Origin of the sequence: Arthrobacter sp. 9V, from assembly GCF_902506065.1 — a bacterium.
Lineage (GTDB): Bacteria > Actinomycetota > Actinomycetes > Actinomycetales > Micrococcaceae > Arthrobacter.
Window position 1 is genome coordinate 1,462,975 of sequence record NZ_LR732912.1, and the last position, 26,489, is coordinate 1,489,463.

At 59.7% G+C, this 26,489-nt stretch carries 18 protein-coding genes; 13 read left to right on the forward strand and 5 right to left on the reverse strand.

The features are described from left to right. Positions 1-22: 22 nt before the first annotated feature. Entirely contained in the window at positions 23-1,312 is a 1,290-nt protein-coding gene (locus BACI9J_RS06880) for a winged helix-turn-helix domain-containing protein (RefSeq protein ID WP_159733736.1), read from the forward strand. Between the two features lie 42 nt (positions 1,313-1,354). Further along, the gene (secA, locus tag BACI9J_RS06885) at positions 1,355-4,096 is read left to right on the forward strand and encodes a preprotein translocase subunit SecA (protein WP_159733737.1); all 2,742 of its coding nucleotides are present in this window, start codon (positions 1,355-1,357) and stop codon (positions 4,094-4,096) included. Between the two features lie 93 nt (positions 4,097-4,189). On the opposite strand, the gene BACI9J_RS06890 is transcribed toward secA, so the two are convergent. Both BACI9J_RS06890 and BACI9J_RS06895 read right to left on the reverse strand, forming a co-directional pair. Next, on the reverse strand, positions 4,190-4,612 hold the full coding sequence (locus BACI9J_RS06890) for an Rv3235 family protein (RefSeq protein WP_236558542.1): 423 nt from the start codon (positions 4,610-4,612) through the stop codon (positions 4,190-4,192). Positions 4,613-4,790: 178 nt separating this feature from the next. Further along, positions 4,791-5,573 carry a LysM peptidoglycan-binding domain-containing protein gene (locus BACI9J_RS06895; protein ID WP_236558544.1) on the reverse strand — a complete coding sequence of 261 codons (783 nt, stop codon included), beginning with the start codon at positions 5,571-5,573 and terminating at the stop codon, positions 4,791-4,793. A gap of 136 nt (positions 5,574-5,709) precedes the next feature. Between BACI9J_RS06895 and BACI9J_RS06900 the strand changes: the two genes are divergently transcribed. After that, positions 5,710-6,297, forward strand: a complete 588-nt coding sequence (locus BACI9J_RS06900) for a hypothetical protein (protein WP_159733739.1) — start codon at positions 5,710-5,712, stop codon at positions 6,295-6,297. Here the strand turns inward: BACI9J_RS06900 and BACI9J_RS06905 are convergent. Next, positions 6,294-6,515 carry a helix-turn-helix domain-containing protein gene (locus tag BACI9J_RS06905; RefSeq protein ID WP_159733740.1) on the reverse strand — a complete coding sequence of 74 codons (222 nt, stop codon included), beginning with the start codon at positions 6,513-6,515 and terminating at the stop codon, positions 6,294-6,296. The genes BACI9J_RS06900 and BACI9J_RS06905 overlap by 4 nt on opposite strands. 155 nt (positions 6,516-6,670) lie before the next feature. Between BACI9J_RS06905 and BACI9J_RS06910 the strand changes: the two genes are divergently transcribed. The 4 genes from BACI9J_RS06910 to BACI9J_RS06925 are packed head-to-tail and all read left to right on the forward strand — an operon-like array spanning position 6,671 to position 15,037. Next, entirely contained in the window at positions 6,671-7,312 is a 642-nt protein-coding gene (locus BACI9J_RS06910) for an SAF domain-containing protein (RefSeq protein WP_159733741.1), read from the forward strand. Continuing rightward, on the forward strand, positions 7,309-8,622 hold the full coding sequence (locus BACI9J_RS06915; RefSeq protein WP_159733742.1) for an AAA family ATPase: 1,314 nt from the start codon (positions 7,309-7,311) through the stop codon (positions 8,620-8,622). The genes BACI9J_RS06910 and BACI9J_RS06915 overlap by 4 nt, the downstream gene beginning before the upstream one ends. A 57-nt stretch (positions 8,623-8,679) precedes the next feature. After that, on the forward strand, positions 8,680-13,536 hold the full coding sequence (locus BACI9J_RS06920; RefSeq protein WP_159733743.1) for an NAD-glutamate dehydrogenase: 4,857 nt from the start codon (positions 8,680-8,682) through the stop codon (positions 13,534-13,536). A gap of 31 nt (positions 13,537-13,567) precedes the next feature. Then, positions 13,568-15,037: a sensor histidine kinase gene (locus BACI9J_RS06925; protein WP_159733744.1), complete on the forward strand. Its 1,470-nt coding sequence runs from the start codon at positions 13,568-13,570 to the stop codon at positions 15,035-15,037. Positions 15,038-15,127: 90 nt separating this feature from the next. On the opposite strand, the gene BACI9J_RS06930 is transcribed toward BACI9J_RS06925, so the two are convergent. Continuing rightward, positions 15,128-15,376, reverse strand: a complete 249-nt coding sequence (locus tag BACI9J_RS06930) for a WhiB family transcriptional regulator (RefSeq protein WP_003804966.1) — start codon at positions 15,374-15,376, stop codon at positions 15,128-15,130. A gap of 361 nt (positions 15,377-15,737) precedes the next feature. On the opposite strand from BACI9J_RS06930, the gene BACI9J_RS06935 reads away from it, so the two are divergent. Further along, positions 15,738-16,115, forward strand: coding sequence for a hypothetical protein (locus tag BACI9J_RS06935; protein ID WP_442858636.1), 378 nt, complete (start codon positions 15,738-15,740; stop codon positions 16,113-16,115). Here the strand turns inward: BACI9J_RS06935 and BACI9J_RS06940 are convergent. Continuing rightward, the gene (locus tag BACI9J_RS06940; RefSeq protein ID WP_159733746.1) at positions 16,076-20,239 is read right to left on the reverse strand and encodes an FtsK/SpoIIIE domain-containing protein; all 4,164 of its coding nucleotides are present in this window, start codon (positions 20,237-20,239) and stop codon (positions 16,076-16,078) included. The two genes, BACI9J_RS06935 and BACI9J_RS06940, sit on opposite strands and share 40 nt — an antisense overlap. Before the next feature lie 184 nt (positions 20,240-20,423). Here BACI9J_RS06940 and BACI9J_RS06945 point away from each other — a divergent pair, with 184 nt between their 5' ends. The 5 genes from BACI9J_RS06945 to BACI9J_RS06965 all read left to right on the forward strand — a co-directional run bounded on the left by BACI9J_RS06945 (position 20,424) and on the right by BACI9J_RS06965 (position 26,487). After that, positions 20,424-21,041, forward strand: coding sequence for an acyltransferase (locus tag BACI9J_RS06945; RefSeq protein ID WP_159736386.1), 618 nt, complete (start codon positions 20,424-20,426; stop codon positions 21,039-21,041). Further along, complete coding sequence (locus tag BACI9J_RS06950; protein WP_159733747.1) at positions 21,038-22,129, forward strand: DegT/DnrJ/EryC1/StrS family aminotransferase; 1,092 nt, start codon at positions 21,038-21,040, stop codon at positions 22,127-22,129. The genes BACI9J_RS06945 and BACI9J_RS06950 overlap by 4 nt, the downstream gene beginning before the upstream one ends. Beyond that, on the forward strand, positions 22,129-23,115 hold the full coding sequence (locus tag BACI9J_RS06955; protein ID WP_159733748.1) for a Gfo/Idh/MocA family protein: 987 nt from the start codon (positions 22,129-22,131) through the stop codon (positions 23,113-23,115). Before BACI9J_RS06950 ends, BACI9J_RS06955 begins: the two co-directional genes overlap by 1 nt. A 184-nt stretch (positions 23,116-23,299) precedes the next feature. After that, entirely contained in the window at positions 23,300-24,484 is a 1,185-nt protein-coding gene (gene glf / locus BACI9J_RS06960; protein ID WP_159733749.1) for a UDP-galactopyranose mutase, read from the forward strand. Continuing rightward, the gene (locus tag BACI9J_RS06965) at positions 24,481-26,487 is read left to right on the forward strand and encodes a glycosyltransferase (protein WP_159733750.1); all 2,007 of its coding nucleotides are present in this window, start codon (positions 24,481-24,483) and stop codon (positions 26,485-26,487) included. The genes glf and BACI9J_RS06965 overlap by 4 nt, the downstream gene beginning before the upstream one ends. Positions 26,488-26,489: the final 2 nt, after the last annotated feature.

Sequence of the window (26,489 nt, forward strand, 5' to 3'; positions counted from 1 at the left end):
CCATAGCCACGAAGGGACTTCAATGACCGCTTCGCTGAGCCTTTCACAGGCACGGCGGATCGCATTGGCAGCTCAAGGATTGGCAAAAGCCCGGCCCGCAGGCCCCGTGACTTCACGGGCTGTGGGCCGGACCTTTGCCCGGCTCCAGCTCGTCCAGATCGATTCTGTCAACGTTGTGGCCCGCAGCCACTATCTCCCGTTCTTTTCCCGGCTGGGCAACTATGATCCCCTCATCCTTCAATCGATGGCCAGCCGCAAACCGCGCAAAATGATGGAGTACTGGGCACACGAGGCCAGCTTTATCCGCCCCGAACACTTCCACGATCTGCTCATATGGCAAAAGCGGGCCTGGGTCGGAGCGGGGCGGCTTGATCCCGCCGTACGGCAGGACATGGAAGACCGTATCCTGATGGCCCTCACTGCAGGACCACCCATGACAGCATCCGAGCTGACTGCAGAGCTCGGCCATGAAGAGGACCCGGAGCGGGACAACTGGGGCTGGAACTGGAACATCGTCAAGCGGGTCCTGGAGCATCTCTTCGAGGAAGGCAGGATTTCCGCGGCTTCCAGGACTTCGCAATTCGAACGAAAGTACACCCTCATCTCACGGGTTGTTCCAGACGCCCAACCGATCGACGTCGATGCTGAAGCGTCCCTTGACCGTCTGATGGATGCAGCCGCACAAGCCCACGGCATTGGCACGGTGCGGTGCTTCTCCGACTACTTCCGTACCCCCTTGAAAGCGGGTGCAGCATCAGTGCAACGCCTGGTCCGTGCGGGCCGCCTTGAACGCGTAAAGGTTCGCGGATGGGACAGGGAAACCTTCCAGCATGTAGCCGCCACTCTGCCGCGGAAGGCCACAGGCCGCGCACTTCTCAGCCCCTTTGATTCCCTGGTCTTCGAAAGGCGGAGGCTGGAAGAGTTGTTCGGATTCCACTACCGGATTGAGATCTACACGCCTGCTGCCAAACGGCGTTTCGGTTACTACGTCCTGCCGTTCCTGCTCGGGGAAGCAATCGTTGCCAGAGTGGATTTGAAGGCGGACCGGGCATCCCGTCAGCTTCTGGTGCGCTCCGCTTTTGGTGAGCTGAACGCGCCGGCGGATACCGCCGTCGAGCTTGCCGCGGAACTCAGGCTCATGGCTACCTGGCTTGGCCTTCAAGAAGTGGTGGTCTGGCCGGTAGGGGACCTCGCCCGGGCGGTGTCCGAGGCCTTGGCAAAAGATGGTGTTGTCCCGGGAGAGCAGCTCCAGTCGGACAGTCCGCTCAGAGGTGAACCCGGCAACGTGGCGCTGGTCTCTCCCGTAGACTGAAACAGCCAGAATTCGGCAGCATGAGACTGGGAGCAATTTCACGTGGCATCACTAATCGAAAAACTTCTCCGCACGGGTGACAAAAAGACACTCAAGACACTGCGGAACTATGCCGATTCCATCAATGCCCTGGAAGACACTTTCAAGTCCTTCTCGGACGCTGAAATCCGTGAGGAAACGGACCGGCTAAGGTCCCGTCACCAAGATGGCGAAACCTTGGAAGCACTCCTCCCGGAAGCCTTCGCCGCTGTCCGCGAAGCTTCCTCAAGGACCTTGGGAATGAGGCACTTCGATGTCCAGCTCATGGGTGGCGCCGCGCTACACCTTGGCAACATCGCGGAAATGAAAACCGGTGAAGGCAAAACCCTTGTTGCCACAGCTCCTGCCTACCTCAATGCGCTTTCGGGCAAGGGTGTCCACGTTGTCACCGTGAACGACTACCTTGCCGAGTACCAGTCCGAACTCATGGGCAGGGTCTACCGGTTCCTTGGACTTAGCAGTGGTTGCATCCTGTCCAACCAGGACCCCACTGTGCGCCGGGAGCAGTACGCCGCTGATATCACCTACGGTACTAACAACGAATTCGGCTTCGATTATCTGCGCGACAACATGGCCTGGGATGCCAGTGAACTGGTCCAGCGCGGGCACAACTTCGCGATCGTGGATGAGGTCGACTCCATCCTGATCGATGAAGCACGCACACCCCTGATCATTTCCGGTCCCGCGCAAGGTGACACCAACCGGTGGTACAGCGAATTTGCCAAAGTGGTCCTCCGATTGCAGCCCGACGTCGACTATGAGGTCGACGAGAAAAAGCGAACCGTGGGTGTGCTGGAAGCCGGCATTGAAAAGGTAGAGGACTACCTTGGTATTCAGAATCTTTACGAATCCGCCAACACCCCGCTGATCGGCTTCCTCAACAATGCGATCAAGGCCAAAGAACTCTTCAAGCGGGACAAAGACTACGTCATCCTCGACGGCGAGGTCCTGATCGTTGACGAGCACACCGGCCGAATCCTTGCCGGGCGTCGTTATAACGAAGGTATGCACCAGGCCATTGAGGCCAAGGAGAATGTAGAGATCAAGGCAGAGAACCAGACTCTCGCCACAGTGACACTCCAGAACTACTTCCGCATGTACTCCAAGCTGGCTGGTATGACCGGTACTGCCGAAACCGAAGCCGCAGAGTTCATGAGCACGTACAAGCTCGGCGTCGTACCCATCCCCACAAACCGCGACATGCAGCGCATCGATCAGCCGGACCTCGTCTACAAGAATGAGGTGGTTAAGTTCGATGCTGTCGTTCAGGACATCGCTGAACGGCATGAGAAGGGCCAGCCCGTCCTCGTAGGTACCACCAGTGTTGAAAAGAGCGAGTACCTCTCAAAGCTCTTGGCCAAAGAAGGCATCCGTCATGAAGTCTTGAATGCCAAGAACCACGCGCGGGAAGCGTCCATCGTGGCTCAAGCCGGGCGCAAGGGCGCAGTTACCGTTGCAACCAACATGGCGGGCCGCGGTACGGATATCATGCTCGGCGGCAACGCCGAGTTCACGGCCATTGCCGAACTTGCCAAGCGCGGGCTGGATCCTGAAGAAAACTCGGAAGAGTACGAGGCCGCGTGGCCGGAGGCCTTGGCCGCAGCCAAACAAGCGGTCAAGGACGAGCACGAAGAAGTTTTGGACCTTGGTGGTTTGTATGTCCTTGGCACCGAGCGCCACGAGTCCCGGCGGATCGATAACCAGTTACGTGGACGTTCCGGACGCCAAGGCGACCCCGGTGAATCCCGGTTCTACCTCTCCCTGACGGACGACCTCATGAGGTTGTTCAACTCAGGTGCGGCCGAACGACTCATGAACAGCTCCGTGCCTGACGATGTCGCGCTGGAGTCGAAGCTGGTGTCCCGTGCCATCGCATCGGCCCAAGGCCAGGTAGAGGGCCGCAACGCAGAGCAGCGCAAGAATGTCCTCAAATACGATGACGTCCTGAACCGCCAGCGTGAAGCCATTTACGGTGACCGTCGTAGGATCCTTGAAGGCGATGACCTGCACGAAAAGGTCCAGTTCTTCCTGGAAGACACCATCAACTCGCTCATTGATGCCGCGACTGCCGAGGGGTCCGGCGACGATTGGGATTACAACCAGCTGTGGGCAAACCTCAAGACCTTGTACCCGGCAACCGTGACTTCCGAGGAAATCATTGACGAGGCAGGCGGTAAGTCCAGGGTCACTGCAGAGTTCCTGCGGGAGGAGATCCTCTCCGACGCCCGCCTTGTTTATCAGGCGCGGGAAGAAGCCATCGGCTCCGAGAGCATGCGCGAGCTTGAGCGCCGGGTGGTCCTCTCGGTCCTTGGCCGCAAATGGCAGGAACACCTCTACGAGATGGACTACCTCAAAGAGGGAATCGGGCTCCGTGCAATGGCCCAGCGCGATCCCCTGGTGGAATACCAGCGCGAAGGGTTTGTCATGTTCCAAAGCATGATGGAAGCCATTCGCGAGGAAAGCATTGGCTTCCTCTACAACCTCGAAGTTGAAGTAACACCGGCTGAAGACGTTGTAGTAGCAGACGATTCGGCCTCGGGCGCACATACAGAGCATCACGATCCGCAAATCCGCGCGGCCGGCCTTCAAGCGCCGGAGAAGCCTGCACAGCTCCAGTACACCGCGCCTGGAGAAGATGGGGCGACTCAGACACGCATCGAGGGGCGGGCATCTGGACGCTCAGGCAATCCTGCCAAAGCGGCGAGCCAGGACCAGCGGAAACAGGCAAAGAAGAAGCGTCGCTAGCCCGCTACCGTTATGTGACCTCTTAAAAGGGTGAAGCCCGGACTAAACGTCCGGGCTTCACCCTTCTAATACCGAGGCTTTGACTGGTTGTGCCTACCCAATTTCCAACGCGGTAACCTGCCAAACTCCATCCAGCCGCTCCAGCCTCATGGCAACGGCACGGCACCGCTGTTCTTCCGCCACTACGATGCTTGCCTCACAAATGGATGCGGAAATGGAACAGACCCGAACGGAACGGACCATGGGACTGCGGTGCGGTTGAGAAGTACCTCGGCTTCTGGCTGCGTGCTTTCGCGTCAATGCTGCACGATGCTGGAGGGACACGTAGCAGTCCGAATCCAGTGAGCGGGAGAGTTGGTGCACAGGGCGGGTGCCTGCCAGTACTTCCAGGGCTGCCTGCGCAATGCTCCGGGCAACGAGTCGGACGTCGATGTCCGGTGTGCCCTGGCCGATCGCAGGTGTTGTACGTGATGTGCTCGTACGCTTTGCTGGTCGGGTTGTTGTTGCAAGGGTCATGGTCATACCTCTGGCATTCACTACATGAGCTGCAGCGTGGGGACGCTTTGCTCGATGGCTTCTGCTGGGATGACGCTAGGAATTGGTTTTGAGAATGTGGACGTTTGCCCCTGAGCGGACGGTCCTTGTAAAGAAGGCGGGCACTGTAGGCCCGGCACTGTTGGCTTGGTGCGGGTGGCTAGCTTGGTGCGGGTGGTTGGAGAATCTGCCCCGCAAGCAGCACAGCGGGGTCGCTTCCGATGACTGCCCGGTTGGCGGAGTACCACTTGGGCCACGTCCGTGCGACCTCCACGTCGGTGGCAAAGGGTCCCAACCTGGAGGCCGCAATAGACCAGAGCGAATCGCCATCCCTGACCACGACGGCTGCCTCTGCCGGTAGGGTGGTTGAGCGCATCGACTGTCGGCTGAGCAGCCCCGGATCGGGTACGGGAGTCCTCGGGTGCCACCGCGGGTCATTGGACCGGGAGGCATGGATGTCTTCGGAGAACGGTGGAGTGGAACTCACCCGATTCAAGGAACCAGGCTTCCATGCCGCTTGCCCGGGCGCCATGTTGTGGGGAGACGCACTATGCCAGCCTGGCTCAGGTGACACGATATCCGCTTGGGCTACGCCTACGCCCAGAACATTCAGGCTCATGACAGCCGCCGCGAGCCGCAACATAAAGGCCGGACTGAACTTGGAGAGGAAGTCAGCTCCTTTCCTGCGCCCAGTTCGATGCAACACCGAGGCCAGGAAGGCTATCAGGAAGGTCAGCGCCCACCATGCGACAACCGACAGTCCTGCGGCGCTGGCAGAAAAACCGAGAAGGTGTTCGAAGGTGAAATTCTGCCTGTGCCGCTCAGCATCCTGCCACTGCGCCAGGAGCATATTACCTACAACTACTAAGGTGATCCCCAAGCCGAAAACGAATGCTGCGAGGGCGAAGTCACTACGCCATGCCTTTACCACTGAAGCCCCCATGCTTTGTTTGATGCACTTTGATGCAGTTTGATCTAATTTACACATTCTGAACACATTTGCGTTGTTGTGTCTACTTCCAATCCTGATGTACCTCAAGGATTCGCGACGCACCTATGATGCAGCCTAGTCTGACCACATGAGATGGGACTCTCTCTTCAGCGATTTGGAAGGACAATTCTCGGATGCGCGTGCCTTGGAGGCCGAAGCCGAAATAACAGAGCGGGCAAGGGTTGAGCTCGCAGGCATCGAACTGGGGGACCGTCTCCGTGGAGCCCTGGGAGCGGAAATCAAGGTCGTCCTCATTGACGGACGGGTCTTACGTGGACGGCTGAGCCACGTGGGAAGCGAATGGCTCGTTCTGACGGAGAAGGTGCGGCAGTGGTTGTTGCCTCTTTCCTCCATACTGTCTTACCAAGGCCTGGGGAGAGTGGCGCTGAAGTCTGAATCGCGGATACAGCAGTCGCTGGGAATCGCTTCTGCGCTAAGGGCGCTGGCGCGGGACCGCGCTGAGTTGGTTGTTCATCTGAAGGTGGCGGCAGGTGATGGATACAAGGTGCAGGGAGTGATGGACAGGGTGGGTCGGGATTACTTTGACCTTGCAGTCCTCCAGCACGGCGAAGTGCGAAGGGCCGGCAATGTAGCAACGGTCATGACCATCCCCTTCGGTTCGTTGGCGGCGCTTTGTTCAGCGGGCAACCAGAGCTTCAGCAGCGGCAGTGGCTAGGATCGGCCGGTCTTGACCTTGGCCTCTTCGATCATGCGGCCTGCTTCTGCGTAGCGATCCTCAATGTATTGCTCCAACATCTTTTCCTCAATGCGCCACTGTCCCCGGCCGCCCACTTGAATGGCCTTCAGCTCGCCGCTGCGGACCAAGGCATAGGCCTGAGGTGAATTAATTTGAAGTTGTTCTGCGACGTCCGCAAGAGTCAGGAATCGGGGCATGGCTTCATTTTGCCACCGTTGCTGCCGTTTGGTGTAGTTATCCACAGTTTCGGCCCTTTTGGGGGCAATGGCTTTGGATCCGCGAAAACGCGCCGGTAAGAATAGGAAGGCAGGCGCTTTTGCCATGCCGTAACTCATAGCGGGGGAGCAGGAAAATGGGTCAAAGTGCCGGCGTCGCCGCCAGGCTAAAGAAGCCGTCATGGAAAGATCCCCGGCTACTTATCGGAATCCTGTTGGTTCTCGGCTCCATCGCAGGGGTCATTGCCTTGGTAGGCACTGCCGACAGGACAACGCAGGTTTTCGCGGCCAGGGATGACATCGCGGTAGGCCAGACGATCACGCCGGAGGACCTTTCCATTGTCAAGGTGCGCTTGGATGACGTCGAAGCCGGCTACCTTACTGTGGAGCATGGGCTCGTAGAGGGCAAAGTTGCACTGCAGCGGATAGGCAAGAATCACTTGATCCCTCGCGACAGCCTTGGGCTTGCTGACGCGTTGGACCGCAAACCCGTGGCCATTGCCATGGAGGAAGAACTGCCTGCGCAGGCTGTTCCAGGTGCCAGGGTTGACGTCTGGGTTTCAATGCCGGGTTCCAGCAGTGCTTTTGATGAACCGGAACTGCTTTTGCCGAGCGCTGAGATTGCCGCGATGACTGCCGGAAATTCCACCTTGGGATCGGCCAAAACCACTGTGGTGATGGTGCTGGTGACGGACGAGCAGATGCCAAAATTGCTGGGTGCCCTGGCCAACAAGGCTAAGGTCTCAGTGGTCTGGAATCCCGCAGGCGTAGTCCGATGAGCATTCCTGTTGTTACTGTCGGTTCTGCCCAGGAGGCAGTGGTGGGCGGGTTGGAGCGATTGCACGGCCCCGTGACCGTGGTTCGCCGTTGTTCGGAGCTTGCTGAACTTATTGCTGCCTGCCAAAGCGGCCTCGCTGTGGCCGCTGTCGTGGCAGAAGGTTGCGAGGAACTCACCACTACGCTGGTTGATCGCCTCGGGGCTGTGGGTGTGTCGATCATTGCCCTCACGGATGATCCGGCTGAGACCAGGAGACTGTCCTCCATAGGCGCAGTACCGGCTGTGACGGGCATCGAGGCTGCCGATCTCGCTGCCAAAATCTCGGAGGCGGTGGGTCGCCAGAGCCGACAAAGCGGGCCTGTGCCCGCTCGAGACGCCGGATTTGCAGATCCAGGGGCGGGCCTGAAGTTGATGCCCGTGACGGACCCTGTGGATGAGGCTGCGCCCGGGGGAGGGGGTCAGATCATCGCCGTGTGGGGACCGATCGGCTCTCCGGGAAGAACGCTCCTCGCCGTTAACATCGCTGCGGAGCTGGCAGCGGAGGGAAAATCGGTCATTCTCGTGGATGCTGACAGTTACGGTGCAAGCGTATCGGCTGTGCTCGGCCTCTTGGATGAGTCAGCAGGCATGGCCCAGGCCTGCCGATTGGCGGACCAAGGCTTGCTCGACGTTGAAGCTCTCAGCGCGGTGGCCAGTCCCGTCTTCACTAAAGGCGGGACATTCAGGGTTCTCACGGGTACCACCAGGGCGGATCGTTGGACCGAACTCAGGGCGGGGGCCGTCTCGACGGTTCTGGATGCGGCCCGGCAATTGGCAGATCATGTTGTGGTTGACACAGGTTTCTGCTTGGAATCTGATGAAGAGCTTAGCTTCGACACTTTGGCTCCGCGCCGGAATGCTGCCACACTGCGCAGCTTGGAAATGGCCGATGTCGTCTTTGCCATAGGTGCAGCGGATGCGATTGGAGTACCGCGTCTGGTACGGGGCCTGGCGGAGCTTGAATCCGCGCTTCCGGAGGTATCCCCCCGTGTTGTGCTGAACAAGGTGAAACGCTCGGCGGTAGGCCATTCGCCCAACCAGCAACTGGACGATGCCTGGGACCGGTACGGCCCGGGAGTAGGGGTTGATGCCTATCTACCAGCTGACCCCGGGGCCTGTGATGCCGCCCTCCGGTCAGGCATGGTGCTGATGGAAATCGCACCTGACTCGGCTTTAAGAAGGGCCATAGCCGCATTGGTCTGTGCACCCGTCCAGCAAAATGACAGTTCCTTTGGCCGAACTATCAGAGCTTTGCACCTCCTAAAGCGCTAGGGTCGAGTTGTGGGCTGCAGAGTCGCAGCAATCAACATGTGATGGAGGCGTTTGTAGATGTCGTCAGGATCCAGCGTGGAGGATCGGTCCGATGCAGCAGTTGTCCGTGAAGGGTTCTTCGGTGACTACTATGAACACCTTGCAGAGGAGGATGCACGAGCGTATTCACCTGAGGTCTTGATTGCGCGGGCAACCAAGCACAGAGATGTGGCCCAGTCGCGTCGACCCGGAAACGCCGTCGTCCAAATCGCCGGTGAGCCCGAACGGAGCGTCGTTTATATTGTTACTGACGATATGCCGTTCCTCGTTGACTCCGTCAATGCAGAACTTGTTCGCCAGAACTGCGCAATCCGTTTAGTGATGCACCCGTTGTTCGTAGTCACCCGGGATCGGGAGTCAGGCGAGCTCAGCGGCATTTCAAGGGTCCCTTCGAACGTTGGCATATCAAGTGGCGACACCGCTGCGCTCCCCAGCATCGCCCATCTCCTGGGCGATGGCGATAACGCCTCACATATGGAGTCATGGATCGCGGTCGAAATTGACCGGGTGAGTGATGATGCGCGCGACGAACTGATCGCCGGGCTCCAGCGCGTTCTCGGCGACGTCAGGGCCGCTGTAGAGGACTGGCCCAAGATGCGCAGCAAGGCGCTCGAGCTGGCGGAGGCGTTGGGCGGAGTCACCCACCCTGAGCAAGTGGCCGAACTCAGGCAAGCACAAGACCTCTTGCGTTGGCTCGACAATGGAAACTTCACGTTCCTTGGTTACCGCGAATACGACCTCGTGGATGAGAACGGTGAGGATGTTCTTCAGCTCCGTGAGGACAGCGGTCTCGGGCTTCTGCGCGCCGGGGACACCACGCGTCAAGTCCAGCACCTCACCGATGCCGGCCGTAAGCGCGCAAGGGAGAAGCGCGCCCTGGTGATTACCAAGGCGAATTCGCGCTCCACAGTGCACCGACCCGCCTACCTCGATTACATCGGCGTCAAAAGTTTCGATGCGATGGGCAACGTTAATGGCGAACGCCGCTTTATCGGACTTTTCGCAACAAGTGCGTACACCGGATCCGTGCGCAGTATTCCGATCGTTCGGGACAAAGTGGACGCTGTTCTTCGGAACGCCGGTTTCCCCATCGACTCCCATTCCGGCAAAGATCTTCTAGGGATCCTTGAAACGTACCCCCGCGACGAACTCTTCCAGATCGAGATTCCCGATCTGGCCGCCACGGCCACGGGGATCCAGCGACTCCAGGAGCGTCGGCGGACCAAGCTGTTCCTGCGTCCGGACATCTACGGCCGGTTCATGTCAGCAGTGGTCTACTTGCCCCGTGACCGATACACCACCAGCGTTCGCCTCCGGATCGAGCAGGAACTTCGCGAAACGTTCCACGCCGAGAGCATCGACTACGAGGCCAGGATCACTGAGTCGGCATTGGCTCGTGTTTTCTTCCGGATCAGGTTGCCCCGCACAGCTGAACTGGCCGAAGTCGACGTCAAAGAGCTGGAACAACGGCTTATGCGTGCGTCCCGGTCCTGGAGCGAAGGCATCTCGGAGGTTCTCCGCGAGCACCGGTCTTCCGCGGACGCCGATGTCCTGTCTGCGCTATGGGCCGAGGCGTTCCCTGCCGGCTACCGCGTCGACTACGAAGTGGAAGACGCACTTGAGGACATCGAACGCTTCGAGAAATACGGGGCGCAGGCAGAGCGGGCAGGACGGGTTACCAAGCAAATCAGGCCCGGCGTCCACGTATATCTTCCCGAGGGTGCCGGTGATGCCCTGGAAGAGGATGCCCGGGTCAAGCTTTACTTGATGGAGCCCAAGAGCCTTAGCCAAATCCTTCCCTACTTCCACAACCTCGGCCTTGAGGTCCTGGATGAGCGGCCCTTCGAAATTGAAACCTCAGATCATCGCGACTTCTTCTTGTACGATCTCGGACTCAAGTACCCTGCGGGTGTGGACCCCTTGGCCACAGGGGAGCTTCTGAGCGATTCCTTCGGCGCAGCCATCACGGGCGCTGTCGAGTCGGACAACTTTGACCGGCTGGTGCTCCGCGAAGGCATCCACTGGCGTCAAGTGGTGGTGCTCCGCGCCTACGCCAAGTACATGCGGCAAATGGGCAACACCAACTCGTTCGGATTTATCGCTGACACGCTCTTGGGTAACCCTGACGTTGCGCGGGGGCTTAACGAGCTCTTCTCCGCGCGCTTTGACCCCTCTGTTGCCGAAGAGCAACGGCCCGAACGTCAGGCTGCAGCGCGGACAGCACTCGCGGAGTCGATTGACCAGGTGGCCACGTTGGATGCGGACCGGGTCCTGCGTACCTTCGTGAACCTTATTGAGTCGACTCTGCGGACTAATTACTACCAAAACAAGGATTACCTCAGCTTCAAGCTGGACCCGACATCCATTGAGGGTCTTCCCTTCCCACGCCCCATGTACGAGATCTGGGTTTACTCTCCGAGAGTCGAAGGTGTGCACCTACGGTTCGGCAAGGTAGCCCGCGGTGGCCTACGTTGGTCCGACCGCCGGGAGGACTTCCGGACCGAGATCCTGGGCCTCGTCAAGGCGCAAACCGTCAAGAACGCCGTCATCGTTCCCACGGGCGCCAAGGGCGGTTTCTTCGCCAAGAAGCTTCCTAATCCGGCGGTGGACAGGGCCGCGTGGATGGCTGAAGGAATCGAGAGCTACAAGACGTTCATCCGGGGCCTTCTGGACATCACGGACAACCTTGTTACCTCAGCAGAGGGCGAAAGGCTCGTGCCGCCGTCGGACGTTGTCCGGCACGACGGTGACGATTCATACCTCGTTGTGGCAGCGGACAAGGGCACCGCTACGTTCTCCGATACCGCCAACGGGCTGGCTGCCGAGTACGGCTTCTGGCTGGGTGACGCCTTTGCTTCCGGCGGTTCTGTGGGCTACGACCACAAAGCCATGGGCATCACTGCGCGCGGAGCATGGGAGTCAGTCAAACGGCACTTCAGCGAACTCGACCTTGATACCCAGACGGAGGAATTCACGGTTGTTGGCGTTGGCGATATGTCCGGCGACGTCTTCGGCAATGGCATGCTGCTTTCCCGTCATATCCGGTTGCTTGCCGCCTTTGACCACCGCCACATCTTCCTTGATCCCGCACCTGATGCTGCTGCGTCGTTCGAGGAGCGGCAGAGGTTGTTCGAGCTGCCCCGGTCTTCCTGGGACGACTATGACCGGACGCTTATCAGCGAAGGCGGCGGCGTTTACCCACGTCAAGCCAAAACCATCCCGGTTTCGGAGCAGGTTCGCAAGGCGTTGGGTTTGCCGGACGGAACTACTCAGCTGAGCCCGCCGGAACTTCTCCGTGCGATCCTGCTCGCGCCGGCAGACCTTCTTTACAACGGTGGTATCGGCACTTACGTCAAAGCCAGTTCCGAAACCCATGCTGCCGTGGGTGATAAAGCCAATGACGCCATCCGCGTAGATGGCCGGGACCTGCGCGTCAAAGTCGTGGGCGAAGGAGGCAACCTGGGCCTGACGCAAAGGGGCCGCATTGAAGCCGCGTTGCAAGGGGTCATCCTCAACACCGACGCCATCGACAACTCCGCTGGCGTGGACTGCTCTGACCATGAGGTCAACATCAAGATCTTCGTTGACCGAATGGTTGCGGCAGGCAAACTTGACGCCGCAGAAAGAGCCGGCTTCCTGGCCGATATGACCGATGAGGTGGGAAGGCTTGTCCTGCAGGACAACATCGACCAGAACATCCTGCTTCTCAATGACCGCACGCGTGTGGCGGACTGGAGCCCGAGCTACGAGAGGCTCATGGACTGGCTGGAGAAGTCCGCGGATCTCAAGCGCGATCTGGAAGCACTTCCCACCACTGAAACGCTGCGCTCGAGGCTGGAGCAGGGACAAGGACTCACCTCGCCCGAGCTGGCGGTCTTGGCGGCCTACGCAAAGATCGAGCTCGCTGCAGCATTGCGGGACAGCAACCTCGCGGATGATCCTTGGTTTGCGGACACCATCCGTGACTATTTCCCGAAGCAGCTGCGGGAGAAGTTCGACGCTGAGCTGGACACGCACCCGCTACGGCGCGAGATCATTGCCACGGTGGTTGCCAACGACATCATCAACCTGGGTGGCATAACCTTCGCTTTCCGGGCCATAGAAGAAACTTCAGCCAACGAGGTAGCGGTAGCCAAGGCTTTTGTTGCTCTGCGTGAAATCTATGATCTGGATCCGATGGTGGCTGAGCTGAATGCGCTTCCGGCATCGTTCCCGACCGAACACTGGAGTGAAGTCCACCTGGACATCCGACGCCTGCTTGACCGGGCAGTTCGTTGGGTCCTGGGGCAGGGGATGGCGTCACAGCCCATAGCTGACGTGGTGGAATCCTTTAAGCCCATGCTGGCTCCTCTGCGGGCCAAGCTTCTGGACTACCTCCGCGGCGAGGACAAGACACGCATCTCGGGTTGGTTGGATAAAGCCCGTGGCTGGGAATTGCCGGATCACCTGGCACACAGGTGGGCGGAGCTGTTCGAGAGCTACGCACTGTTGGACATTGCGCGAATTGCCCAAACCGGAAAAGAAGGCGTGGAGGACGTCGCGCACGTGTACTACACGGTGTTCAACCGCTTCCATGTGGATTCGCTCCTGGAACGCATCAGTTCCCTGCCCCGCGATGACCGCTGGCAGGCCCTGGCGCGGGCAGCCCTTCGGGACGACCTGTACTCCACAGTGGCGGATATGACGACGTCGGTCCTTGAATCGACAGCGTCAGGCACCGTGGCTGAGGATCGCCTCAGGGAATGGGAAGGCCAAAATGCCGAACAGTTGGGGCGCGCCAAGACCATGTTCGACGAGGTCAACGCGCTTGAAGCCGACGACATGGCTTCACTGTCGGTAGCATTAAGGCTCTTGAGGTCAATCGTTCGACGCTAGGGTCAGTCCCGGCGTCGCAAATGGAGGTGCAGTGGCAATCTTTACAGACCCCATCAGGGAACACGCTGATTTCGGGCCTGGAGATGCCGAATGGCTGCACCTCCTCGTCGGTGACTGGCAAATGGTTGCTGACTTGGCTTTTGCGGATCTTGCTCTGTGGTTTCCGCATCCGGAATTCGGCTACATTGCCCTCGCCCACGTCCGTCCGTCCACATCGCATACGGTGTTCCACGCGGACTTCGTGGGCGAGGGCATCCGTTCGGATCTGCGCCCGCTGGTAGAAAAGGCGTGGAACAGCCGGTCGATCGAGCGCTCCAGTGAAACGAGTTGGAGCAGCGAGATGGCACTCCGCGTTGAGGCTGTACCGATGGTGCGCAACGGCAGGACACTCGCGGTTGTCACGTCCCATATGGACTTATCGAGCTCACGCATGCCTTCGAGGCTGGAACTGACATATCGCCAGTGCGCTTATGATCTTCTGCGGATGGGGACGTTGGGTCTATGGCCGGATTTTGCCTCTCCGACGGGTTCCCGTCGAGGAGCGCCGCGAGTAGGCGACGGACTCATCAGACTCGACGCCGACGGCATCGTGCAGTACGCCAGCCCGAATGGCGTCTCCGCCTTCCGCCGACTCGGTGAAGTGGAATCCTTGGAAGGTCGTTCGCTGGCGGAGGTGACGGCCGGCCTCCTGAAGGACAGGCGGATGGTGGATGAGACACTGCCCTTGGTGGTGACAGGCCGTATGCCTTGGCGCAGTGAAATTGAATCCAGGGGTGTCAGTCTTTCGCTGCGAGCCATCCCTCTGCGCGATGAACAGCACCGGTTCGGAGCCCTTGTTCTTTGCCGCGATGTCTCAGAATTGCGGCGAAGGGAGATGGAGCTTGTTACCAAGGATGCCACCATCCGGGAAATCCATCACAGGGTCAAGAACAACCTTCAGACCGTGGCAGCTCTTCTACGAATGCAATCGCGGCGAATGGTCAGTGACGAAGCCAAACAGGGCTTGGAGCAAGCGATGCGACGCGTGGCAACCATCGCGCTCGTCCATGAAACTCTTTCGCAGGGGCTGACGCAGAGCGTGGACTTCGACGAATTGATTGGGCGCCAGTTCCGGCTGTCCGCGGAAGTAGCCTCCCCGTCCCAGCAAGTGCGGACTGAACGTTCGGGCCTTTTCGGGGAGTTGCCCAGCGATTTTGCCACTCCGCTGGCTTTGGTCATCAATGAGCTGGTTACCAACGCCGTTGAGCATGGACTTGAGGGGCGTACAGGAACGGTGTGGCTGCTGGCAGACAGAGCAGAAGGCGAGGGCGACGACGAGTTCCTGACCGTCACCATTGCAGATGATGGCGTAGGCCTGCCGGACGGCCAGTACGTCGAGGGGCTGGGCCTGCAAATTGTTCGTACACTCGTGACTAGTGAACTCGGTGGGTCCATCCAATGGATCCCGCGCGAAGGAGGCGGAACCGCCGTCGAGATCGTCCTTAACCTCGCCAGGGCGTAGCCTGGCGAGGCTCGGGTGACTGTTCAGGGAACAGAAGCCAACGAAAAGGCCGCGGACCATATGGTCCGCGGCCGTTTTCGGTCCTGGGGTTTAGGAAGCGCGACGTGCGCGGGCAGCGCGGCGCTTGAGCGCGCGTCGCTCGTCTTCACTCATTCCGCCCCAAACGCCGGCGTCCTGTCCGGACTCCAAGGCCCACTGCAGGCAGGTGTCCACAACGGGGCAGCGGCGGCAGACGCTTTTGGCTTCCTCGATTTGCAGAAGTGCTGGTCCCGTGTTGCCTACTGGGAAGAAGAGCTCCGGGTCCTTGTCGAGGCAGGCTGCGCGATTACGCCAATCCATGCTGATCAGTCACTCCATTCGTGAGAACTAGAAGGGCCTTTTGTGAAAACATTCACGAGAGGCTCCAAAGGAAAGGGGCCCGCATGGGCCCCCTTGGTCGTCTGAGTCAAGCGTTTCATGTTAACGCCTTGTAAACAAGGGGTGTTAGTGGTCGAAATGCTCGGAATCCGTGAGCGATGCATCACATCAGCCGCCAGTGCCCTCACTGCTAGATGACTATGTCCGGTAGTGTGCCAGTGTGTCAAGACCTCCCGTAAACTCAGCCCAGCCCGCTTCCGGCCCGGACGGAAGCGATGATTCCAAAGCGACGGGAAGCCTCGCTTCGAACAGACCCGGCCCAGCTCGCCGGCCCCTGGGAATTGTGATTATCTCAGTGGTTGTTGTGCTTGAAGCACTCGCCCTCCTCGGTGCCGCTGCATGGTACGCATTTGAACTTCTTAGCGGTGCTCCTGTGCTGACTTTTTGGGGAGCGATCTTCACGCTTGGGTTACTGCTGGCCTTCTCTGTGTGGTTGTTCGCGGTAGGCCACTTCTTGTTCCGCGGCTATAGATGGACGCGTGCAGCAGCATTGGTGGCCCAATTATTTGCCCTGACCATCGGCTTTCCCACAATGACCGGCGGGCTGGTGTGGCAGGGACTGGCGATGCTGGTCCCGGCCTTGGTTGCGATTGTTTTCCTCTTTCAGAAAGACGTTGTGGCCTATGCCTCACGAACCGGAGGAACGTCAGCTGCGCTCTGAACACCGGGGACTCGTCCGGTAAACACTCCTTGAAAGGGCGTTGTCTCCCCACCTGCGATGAGAAATCCACGCCCGGGGCGCCCGGTGCGATCGGCTTCAAGTCTTACTCCGAGGAGGTCTCCGTCATGAGGTGTTCCGGGCGCTAACACCAAACCCGTGCCGGAGCTCTGCGCTTCCTTTGCAAGCGGGAGGTGTAAAAGCAGAGATGGCCCTGGCTGTGCCGTGAGGATGATGCCGCGGACTTTTCCGACCAAGCCAGCCAGAGCCTGACGGCCTTGAGCATCAAGTAAATCGGCGTCGTCCACGAGAAGGATGCTGGTGGCGGCGAGGGTCCCCGTTGCAGCCTCGCGCGCCACGGAAAGCCAAAAGGTGCCGGCTGTTGACGCATTCGGTGGGAAAACCCATGAAACCGATGGGTTCAGGGCTTGAAGTGATGCCAGAGCAGAGCTCTTTCCGGAACGTTGCCCGCCAAGGATGATGCTGACTCCGTTTGCGCCCAGGGGCAAGGATCCGGGGACGGCTTCGTCCCCACCTACGCCGACCCACAGTCGAACCTGCACATCGCCATGCGCGAATCGGGGGTGCTCTGAAGGGAGTGCCGGCCCGGCGTAGGACCCGGCCAGCGCTTCCGGCCCCCGAAATCTGGCCAGCAAAGCCCGAAAATCCTCTGCGTTGATATGGTCGGGGAGCGGGCGTATCCGGAACGGCGGTTCGGAAAGCACAAGGTCATCGAAGGGCCAGTGCCCATCCACCGGCGCCCCGCGGAACTGGGCCACAGTACTGTCTGCTTTAGTGAAACTTCCCATGACCACGGCGCGCCCCGGAATTGGCTCCACGTCCGGAAGGCGCGGCCAGTGGAAGCGCGACTCTTCAGTGGAGCCCGCAGGGAAATACGCCCGATTCCGGATTGCGGCAAAAAAGCGTGAGCTGACGAGCTCCCTTTCCCCGGAGATGAGAACTGTAACGCCAAGGGAACTACCGTCCCTGACGATGTCCTGCAGGATTCCTTCTGCATAACCAAACGGTCCGGTCCTCAATGCAGTAGCCCACGAGCACCACCCGGCCACTATCAAGACCAAGGGCGGATTGCCCGCCCCGAATACACCAGGGTTGCGACGACGTTCCATTTCTGCGGCGATGCGCTGCAGGACCCGCGCCGCCAGGTGCAGTTGGTGCAGGCCAACTGCGGCGCCGATGGGAAGCTCGTCGTCGAGGTGACCCAGCATGCCGGTAGCGTCGAGGATGTAGAGGTGGGGTTGTGGCTTCCGGATAGCCAGCATTGCCGACGCAGCCCTGAAGCAGTCCCGCATGCCGCTGGAGTCACTGCCGATCATTGCCAGATGGCCGTCTTCGGAGGGGGACCACAGCAGCGGTTCCATCAATTGGTGGGTAGGGTGGTCGACGATTGCCAGCGGTCCCACTGTCCATTTGTCCTCCATGCCGGAGGCAGCGGCTTTCGAAGGTACGTCTTCGTGCCAGGGAATCGATATGGGCAGTGGCGCTGCTATTGGACGTTTGGGGAGGGGCTTGCCCAGTGACCGCCAAGCCTCGCGGACTATTGAAACGACTTCCTCGGGACCGGAATCCGGGAGGGAACCTTGCTCACTGGCCACATAACGGACCCCGGAACGCTGCTGCAAAGCAAGCGCAGCCGACAGTACGGCCTGCCGGGGACTGCCAAGGCCGGTGTTGTCGGATACGGCGGTGTGGGGTGAAAGCGCGAGCGAAGCTGTTTGAAATTCTTCCGGGCTACTCGAAGCTTTGGCGAGGTACGCCCGACCCGGGCTCCCTAACCGTATGTGGGCAGCTGCCTTCGTGTTGATGATGTCCATGGATTCCGCTTCCGATTGCACGCGCATGGCGATGCTTGAGGTCACGTTTGCCCGGATATCGGCGGTCAAAGCCCCTTGGGGACGCTGCGTAGCCATGACCAAATGAATGCCCAGGGACCGCCCGATGGTGGCGATGCGCATGAGTTCACGGAGCGTGCTGGGAGCCTCGTCTACCAGCATGCGGAACTCATCAATGACCAGGACCAGATACGGAACATTGGCGTCGCCGGAGGAGGCTGCACTTCGATACTGCCCAAGATCAGGGACGTTGGCGGCAGCGAATAGCTCTTCGCGGTATCGGATCTCTCCGCGCAGTGAAACAAGGGCGCGCTCCAAGTGGTGCTTGCTGAGGTCTGTTAGAAGGCCAACGCAGTGAGGAAGGCGTGCAAGTGGCTGCAACCCGGACCCGCCCTTGAAGTCAAAGAAAAGGAAAGTTGTGTGATCCGGAGAATGACTGAGGGCCATGGATGCCACAAGGGTCCTGAGAAGTTCGGATTTACCGGAACCCGTGGTTCCGGCCACCAAAAGATGCGGCCCGTCGAGCTTGAAGTCAAAGGCCACCTGACCGTTGTTGCCTGTGCCAAGCATGGCGCTGGGGCCGGGCATCCCGGCCGCCTTGGTCCACCTGCGGAGGACTCTTCGCTGGCCCAGGGGAAGCAATTCAGCGAGTGAACATTCTTCCGGAATCGCCATGCCCGTAACAGGGCCTTCGCCAAACGAAGCGGCCCGCGCCTGACGGCAGAAACTGTCGAAGACTTCGGTGGATACCAAGTCTGGAACGAACGCCCGGGGCTCCCCGCCCGCCTTCAAGTAGCCTTCAGTTCCTGATGGCAAGAGCTTGATGACCGGCGCGGTACTTTGGGAGGAAACGCAGCATCGGAGCACTTGCCACCCGGCCGTTCGTGCGGCCTCCACAAGGGACAGCTGGAATTCCGCGTCTTCAGGTGGAAGGTCATCCACCATGAAGAGCTTGCCGTTCATCTCGCCGTTCGCCTGTTGCAGGGTGGCAAGGGCGGTGGCTGGGCTGTTTGTCAGCGTAACCCGAGGGAGGAACCGGGCACTCAAAGGCAACCTGCTGATTCGGCCCAAAACAATGACAGACGTCCGTGCGGCACTGGGGAAAACGGCTAGCTGCATCAAGACGAAGCGCAGAAGTGCATCTGTATGGTGAGGCTGTCCACAAAGGGTTACTTCGGGGTATTTGGGATCCAAGGTGATCGCTGCGCCCCCAATGGGCGGCTGCCGAAAGTGTGCATCGTCAGGAATGAGCTGGATGTTTGCCACCGCTTGTGTGATTCCGAGACGGAGCCATGCCCCGGGTCCATAGGGGAGGAATTCTGCCGCTGAAGCCGTCGGCGTGGGGGCAGGCGCCTCTCTCCCTACACGTTGCATCGACGACTGTTCCACTGAGGCCGGACTGTGGACTGCAGCAATCAGCTCTGCCGCCGACGGCGAGCAACGGCGTCGGCGTTCGATGTCGTCCTGAACTGCGCGCGCTATGGCCAATTTGCCCTCCACGCGGCCTTTCCGCCCTGTGGTCAACGGGACGAGAAGGCTGATCGCTGAGATCGCGGTAAATCCCAAATACATCCACATTCCTGTGGCCATGGAAAGACCGACTCCGGCCACCAAGGGCAGCCCGGCTGCCAACACCATGGCCAGCCGGTTTCCGTTGCGGCGGGAATGACGTATTTGCAGGGGTTGTTCAATAGACAGCCCTGATTCACTGGTAATCCGAGGTTGAGGACCGCTGTCTGTGAGGACGGTAAAGGTGGAGCTTCCGCACTGGACCGTGGACGAGGACGTCAGCAAAGCCTGATTTATGGATCGATTGTCCACAATCACTGAATTCGAGCGGCCCGCAGCCCTCAGCGTGATGGAGGTGCTGGACACTTCCAAGATCGCGTGTTCCCTGGACATCCCGGGATCCGCTACCGAAATTTCGGCCGAAGCCCTGCCGATTCGATATCGGCCTCGTTGAATGTTGAAGATGGCTCCTGCGCCGGGCCCTGAGTGGGTCAGCAGCATCAGGGAAGAGGACGTATCCTTTTCCTCTCGGTGAAGCGGAGCATGATCGACAAGAACAGCGCCCGGGATAAGAGGCGGTTCTCCCACCGTAAGACTGGTCAGAGGTTGACCCCTGACGGAGAGAAGGCCTGTTCCGCGTGCATCCGTCAAAAGCTGCTGGATGTGAGTCCCGGATGTGCCCTCCGGGACGGCGATGCTGAGCTCCTCCGGTTCCGTAGTTTCAGCGGCACCAGGGGCGCGTACCAATGTGCACTCCAAGGCCATGGGTTCTTCCTCTGCAACTTGGCGGATATTGTTCGTCGGACTGACACACTTCACGCTACGGGCCAGCGAACCCAAGCGCCGGGGCCGTTTTGGCCTATGTGGACAACTTTTCCCAGAGCTCATACACGCGCCGCCTTGACACCGTGGCTTGGTGTCTCAGCTAAGATGAATCTCGTTGTCGCGTGTGCTCAATGAGGAAGGACCTTCACCGGTGATAGTGGTTGCAGAGAGCGCCGATGTTTCAGACAAGGCGGTAATTGGTGATGGATCGAAGATTTGGCATCTGGCCCAAGTCCGCGAGCAGGCCGAATTGGGCGTCAATTGCATCGTAGGACGCGGAGCCTACATTGGCACCGGGGTCAAGATGGGGGACAACTGCAAAGTTCAGAATTATGCACTTGTTTACGAGCCCGCAGTGCTGGAAGCCGGCGTCTTCATTGGCCCGGCTGTTGTACTCACAAACGATACTTATCCCCGGGCGGTCAGCCCGGACGGCGGTCTGAAGAGCGCTCACGATTGGGTGCCCGTTGGTGTCACCATTCGTGAAGGTGCGTCGATCGGTGCCCGTGCCGTCTGCGTCGCTCCAGTGACAATAGGACGATGGGCCACAGTGGCTGCCGGTGCTGTTGTCGCCAAAGACGTCCCTGATTTTGCCCTGATGGTCGGAGTTCCGGCCAAGCGCCACGGTTGGGTCGGAAAGGCCGGTTTCCCGCTGCAGCGCCAGGGCGGGAACTGGGTATGCCCGGAGACCGGCGCCACATATGTTGAACAGAACGAGACCCTTCGAGAGGTAGAGGCATGAGCCCCGAATTCATTCCCCCCGCTAAACCCATCATCGGTGATGACGAGCGCAAGGCAGTAGAGGCCGTGCTGGCCTCCGGCCAACTCGCCCAGGGCTCGGAGGTCGCATCCTTTGAGCAGGAATTCTCGCAGGTCCTCCTCGATGGCAGGGCTGCCGTAGCAGTCAACTCCGGTACGTCCGGTCTGCACCTTGGTCTGTTGGCCGCGGGCATCGGCCCCGGTGACGAAGTGATTGTTCCGTCCTTCACTTTCGCCGCTACAGCCAACTCCGTGGCATTGACGGGCGCGACTCCTGTCTTCGCTGACGTGGACCTGGACCACTACACCCTGGATCCCGCGTCCGTCGAATCGAAAATCACGGATCGCACGGCGGCCATCATGCCCGTCCACCTCTACGGCCACCCTTTCGACGTGGATGGAATCGGCGCTGTCGCTTCCAAGCACGGGGTGAAGGTCTTCGAAGACGCAGCCCAAGCGCACGGCGCGGCAGTCAACGGCCGAAAGGTGGGTACATTCGGTGACTTTGCCATGTTCAGCCTTTATCCCACCAAGAACATGACCTCCGGCGAAGGTGGCATGGTCAGCACCGGCCTGTCCGACGTCGAGCGTCGTCTCCGTCTGCTTCGTAACCAGGGCATGGAGCGCCAGTACGAAAATGAACTTGTTGGTTTCAACGCCCGCATGACCAACATCCACGCGGCGATCGGTCGCGTGCAGCTGACCAAAATCAACGCCTGGACCAAGACCCGTCAGGAAAACGCTGCCTTCTTTGACGCCAACATCGAAGGCGTCGTCACTCCGAAGGTGGCTGAAGGCTACGAGCACGTCTACCACCAGTACACCATCCGCATAGCTGAGGACCGTGATGGTTTCGCGAAGGCACTGCGCGAGGAATACAACGTGGGCTGCGGCGTCTACTACCCCATCCCGAACCACCGTCTCGCTCCTTTCCAGACCTCGGATGATCTGCCGGTTACGGAGGAAGCCGCGGCCAGCGTATTGTCGCTCCCGGTACATCCGTCGCTGAGCCAGGACGATCTTGACCGGATCGTTTCCGCGGTCAACGCCATTGCGAAGGCAGGCAGCTAGTGGCAAATTTGCGTGCAGGTCTCATCGGACTGGGGATGATGGGCCGTCACCACGCCCGCGTTATTCGCGAGCTTGAAGGCGTTGACCTCGTTGCCGTGGCTGATTCCTTCGGGGATCCTCACAACGTAGCCAGTGGACTTGAGGTCTGCAGCTCGGTTGAACAGCTCATCGCGCAGGGAATCGATATGGCTGTAGCCGCAGTGCCAACTGTCCTTCACGAAGAAGTGGCGCTGCAATTGGCTGAAGCCGGAGTGCACTGCTTGGTGGAAAAGCCCATTGCCAACGACTCCGAGTCCGGCCGACGTATTGCCGAGGCTTTTGACTCGCGCGGTTTGATTGGGGCGGTCGGCCACATTGAGCGCTTCAACCCGTCATTGCAAAGCCTCCGCGAACGGCTCGGCAACGGCGACCTCGGTGAGGTCTACCAAATCTCGACCCGCCGCCAGGGTCCGTTCCCATCCCGCATCGCTGACGTCGGTGTGGTCAAGGACCTCGCAACCCACGACATCGATCTCACGGCCTGGCTTGCGCAGAGCAACTTCGTGAACGTCGTGGCACACACAACGTCCAGGAGCGGCCGCGAGCACGAGGACATGGTCACCGCCATTGGTCATCTCAAGAGCGGCGTCGTCACCAACCACATCGTCAACTGGCTCTCGCCCATGAAGGAGCGCACCACTGTGGTTCTGGGTGAGCGGGGTGCCTACATCGCCGATACGATTTCGGCTGACCTGACTTTCATCGAGAATGGGACTTTCCAGACCGACTGGGACTCTGTTGCGGCATTCCGCGGCGTGTCTGAGGGATCGTCCACGCGCTTTGCCCTGGCAAAACGCGAACCGCTCAAAATGGAACACGAAGCATTCCGTGACGCTGTGCTCGGAAAGTCCATGAACATTGTCACAATGGCCGAGGGCCTTGAGACCCTTCGCGTTGCTGAGGCCGTGCTCGAGTCAGCAGGTACAGGCTCCGTGATCTCGCTGTAGCCTTGTTCTCTTAGCAGTATCGAACGGGAGGCCGGCCTTGTGCCCAGCCTCCCGTTCGTTTTTTCGGACAATTGTTGCCCGGTTGCCGCGTGCCGCCGAATCGAGGAACGATCGTAACGTCGGGTAGCCTTGACCAGTAGACGTGGGCATCTCTGTGCCCGCACGCCAATACACAGGAGAGTTTGTGAACGCTGATCTCGTCGTCGTCGGCTCGGGTTTCTTTGGCCTGACCATTGCAGAACGCGCCGCTACCGAGTTGGGGCTGAAGGTTGCGGTGCTCGATCGCCGCCACCATATTGGTGGAAACGCCTACAGCGAGAATGAGGCGAAGACCGGAATTGAGGTACACCGCTACGGTGCCCACCTCTTCCACACCTCAAATGAACGTGTGTGGGAATACGTGAACCGGTTCACCAAGTTCACGAGTTACCAGCACAAGGTGTACACCAGCCACAAGGGTGAGGTGTACCCCATGCCTATTAACCTGGGCACCATCAACCAGTTCTTCCGCTCGGCCATGAGCCCCACGGAAGCAAAGGCTCTCATCGCCGAGCAGGCCGGCGAGCTTGCAGGCACCGATCCGCAGAACCTCAATGACAAGGGGATCCAGCTCATCGGCCGTCCCCTCTACGAGGCCTTCATCAAGCACTACACGGGAAAGCAGTGGCAGACGGACCCGAAGGACCTGCCCGCTGAGATCATCTCGCGGCTCCCCGTGCGCTACAACTACGACAACCGGTACTTCAACGACACGTACGAGGGTCTTCCGGTAGACGGCTACACCGCCTGGATTGAACGCATGGCGGATCACCCGAACATTGAAGTTGTTCTGAACACGGACTTCTTCGACGACGGCGAGTTTGGCCGGTCCTCTGTCCTGGGTCAGGTGCCGGTCATCTACACAGGTCCGGTTGACCGCTACTTTGACTACGCCGAAGGCGATTTGTCGTGGCGCACCATCGATCTCGAAGAAGAAGTCCTGCCGATCGAGGACTTCCAGGGCTGTGCAGTAATGAACTACCCGGACGCTGATGCCGCCTTCACGCGCATCCACGAGTTCCGTCACTTCCACCCTGAGCGCGACTACACCAAGGACGCCACGGTCATCATGCGTGAGTTCTCGCGTTTTGCGGAGAAGGGTGACGAGCCCTACTACCCCGTAAACACCTCCGATGACCGTCAGAAGCTGCTGGCTTACCGTGATCTTGCCAAGGGAGAGAAGTCGGTTCTGTTTGGTGGCCGTCTTGGAACCTACAAGTACCTCGACATGCACATGGCCATTGGTTCGGCTTTGTCCATGTACGACAACAAGATCAAGCCGCACTTTACCGGCGGAGCCAAGCTTGAAAGCGGGGGAGTGGACGCATGACCGCTACAACAAACGAAAGCCAGGAGATCGCCATGACGGCCACTACTGCCGCTGAAACCCCGGCATCCACGGAACAGAACCTGCGGATTGTCCAGCGCGTGATTTTTCCCGCCAACCGCGACCTCGACACATTGCCGCTGTATGTGGATCCTGACACCAACAAGGTTCAAAGGAGCGGCGGGAGCGCCGATGTGCAGGCGATCGGCATGGCACGTAAACTCCACCCGGAGGACATCCTGGGCCGCGGCTCAGTCCAGGTCCGCCGTGGTGAGCGCCTTTCCTTCGGTTCCTACTTCAACGCGTTCCCTGCCAGTTACTGGCGTAAGTGGACCATCGCTTCGAAGACGGTGCTTCACATTGAAACCGAGGGTGAAGGAACGGTCATCGTTTACCGTTCCAACGCTCGTGGCGCAGCCCAGCGTGTTGATTCGATTTTGGTGGACGGCTCGTCCACCAATAATTTCGAGCTGACATTGGCTCCCTTTGGCGACGGCGGCTGGTACTGGTTCGACCTCATTGCCGGCGGTGACGGCATGACGCTCAAGAGCGCTCACTGGGCCGTCCCGGACGAGGGACGCCCGCAGGGTCGTGTCACTCTGGGCGTCACAACGTTCAATCGCGCCGACTACTGCCTCGAAACCATCAAGTCCATTGATGCTGACGCCGGCCTCCGGGAGATCCTGGCCGAGCTCATCATTGTTGATCAGGGCAATAAGAAGGTAGCCGACGAAGCCGGGTTCGATACCGTGGCGGAGTCCATGGGTGACCAGCTCCGAATCATCAACCAGGGCAACCTGGGCGGCTCGGGCGGTTTCGCCCGGAACATGTACGAGATGGTGGTTTCCGACAAGAGCGACTACGTCATGCTTTTGGACGACGATATCGAACTTGAAACAGAGGGCGTTATGCGCGCAGTGGCGTTTGCCGACCTCTGCCGCAAGCCGACCATCGTTGGCGGCCACATGTTCGACATGTACAACAAGTCAGTCCTGCACGCATACTCCGAGGTTGTTAACTTTTACCGGTTCCTCTGGGGTCCGGTGGAAGGACTCGGCAATCACGACTTCTCCAATGCAGGTTTGCGTTCCACGCCGCAGCTTCACCGCCGCTGGGACGCGGACTACAACGGCTGGTGGATGTGCCTTATCCCCAAGACCGTAGTGGAAACCATCGGCCTGTCCCTTCCTGTGTTCATCAAGTGGGATGACGCTGAGTACTCCCTTCGGGGCCGCGCAGCCGGCTTCCCCACAGTGACCCTCCCCGGCGCAGCGGTCTGGCATGTCTCCTGGGCTGATAAAGACGACTCCGTGGACTGGCAGGCTTACTACCACGAGCGCAACCGTCTCATTGCGACGCTCCTGCACTCCCCGTTCCCCAAGGGTGGACGTATTTTGCGGGAGAGCTTGAACACGGACGTCAAGCACCTGGTGTCCATGCAGTACTACCCGGAGCAGGCCCGTGTGATGGCTCTTCGCGATGTGCTGGCCGGACCGGGTAACCTGCACAAACAGTTGCCCACCACCATGCCGAAGCTCCGCGCTATGCGCGAGGAGTTCCCGGACTCGCAGGTCAAGACCGACCCCGCGGCGTTCCCGGAAGTCTTCCGCAAGCGTCCCCCCAAGAAGCCGCAGTCCTACAAGCAGCCCGGCGCGCTGGGCCTGCTTCCTTGGGCAGTGAAGACTGTCCTTAAGCAGACGCTGGCCCCCGTGCGCGATACCGCCAAGGCCAACCCCGAGGCACACGTGGCCCATCAGGATGGCAAATGGTGGAGCCTGGCTCACTTGGACAGTGCCGTGGTGTCGAACGCGGACGGCACCGGAGCTTCCTGGCATTTGCGGGATCCCAAGATGGCACGGCAGCTGGTGGTCGAATCGGCCAAACTTCATGCTCAGCTTTTCTCAAACTGGGAGACCCTTCGGGCTCAGTACCGGGACGCCCTTCCTGAGATCACGTCCATGGAATCCTGGAGGGAAACATTCGAAGCTTCGGAGCCCGGCAAGTAGAA

Bases quoted from the DNA above. Each gene is read 5' to 3' on its own strand.
- BACI9J_RS06910 (WP_159733741.1), top strand. From the start codon at position 6,671: ATGGGTCAAAGTGCCGGCGTCGCCGCCAGGCTAAAGAAGCCGTCATGG.
- BACI9J_RS06940 (WP_159733746.1), bottom strand. From the start codon at position 20,239: ATGGCCTTGGAGTGCACATTGGTACGCGCCCCTGGTGCCGCTGAAACT.
- BACI9J_RS06905 (WP_159733740.1), bottom strand. From the start codon at position 6,515: ATGCCCCGATTCCTGACTCTTGCGGACGTCGCAGAACAACTTCAAATT.
- BACI9J_RS06915 (WP_159733742.1), top strand. From the start codon at position 7,309: ATGAGCATTCCTGTTGTTACTGTCGGTTCTGCCCAGGAGGCAGTGGTG.
- BACI9J_RS06920 (WP_159733743.1), top strand. From the start codon at position 8,680: ATGTCGTCAGGATCCAGCGTGGAGGATCGGTCCGATGCAGCAGTTGTC.
- BACI9J_RS06965 (WP_159733750.1), top strand. From the start codon at position 24,481: ATGACCGCTACAACAAACGAAAGCCAGGAGATCGCCATGACGGCCACT.
- BACI9J_RS06895 (WP_236558544.1), bottom strand. From the start codon at position 5,573: ATGGGGGCTTCAGTGGTAAAGGCATGGCGTAGTGACTTCGCCCTCGCA.
- BACI9J_RS06930 (WP_003804966.1), bottom strand. From the start codon at position 15,376: ATGGATTGGCGTAATCGCGCAGCCTGCCTCGACAAGGACCCGGAGCTC.
- BACI9J_RS06880 (WP_159733736.1), top strand. From the start codon at position 23: ATGACCGCTTCGCTGAGCCTTTCACAGGCACGGCGGATCGCATTGGCA.
- BACI9J_RS06890 (WP_236558542.1), bottom strand. From the start codon at position 4,612: ATGACCCTTGCAACAACAACCCGACCAGCAAAGCGTACGAGCACATCA.
- BACI9J_RS06950 (WP_159733747.1), top strand. From the start codon at position 21,038: ATGAGCCCCGAATTCATTCCCCCCGCTAAACCCATCATCGGTGATGAC.
- BACI9J_RS06900 (WP_159733739.1), top strand. From the start codon at position 5,710: ATGAGATGGGACTCTCTCTTCAGCGATTTGGAAGGACAATTCTCGGAT.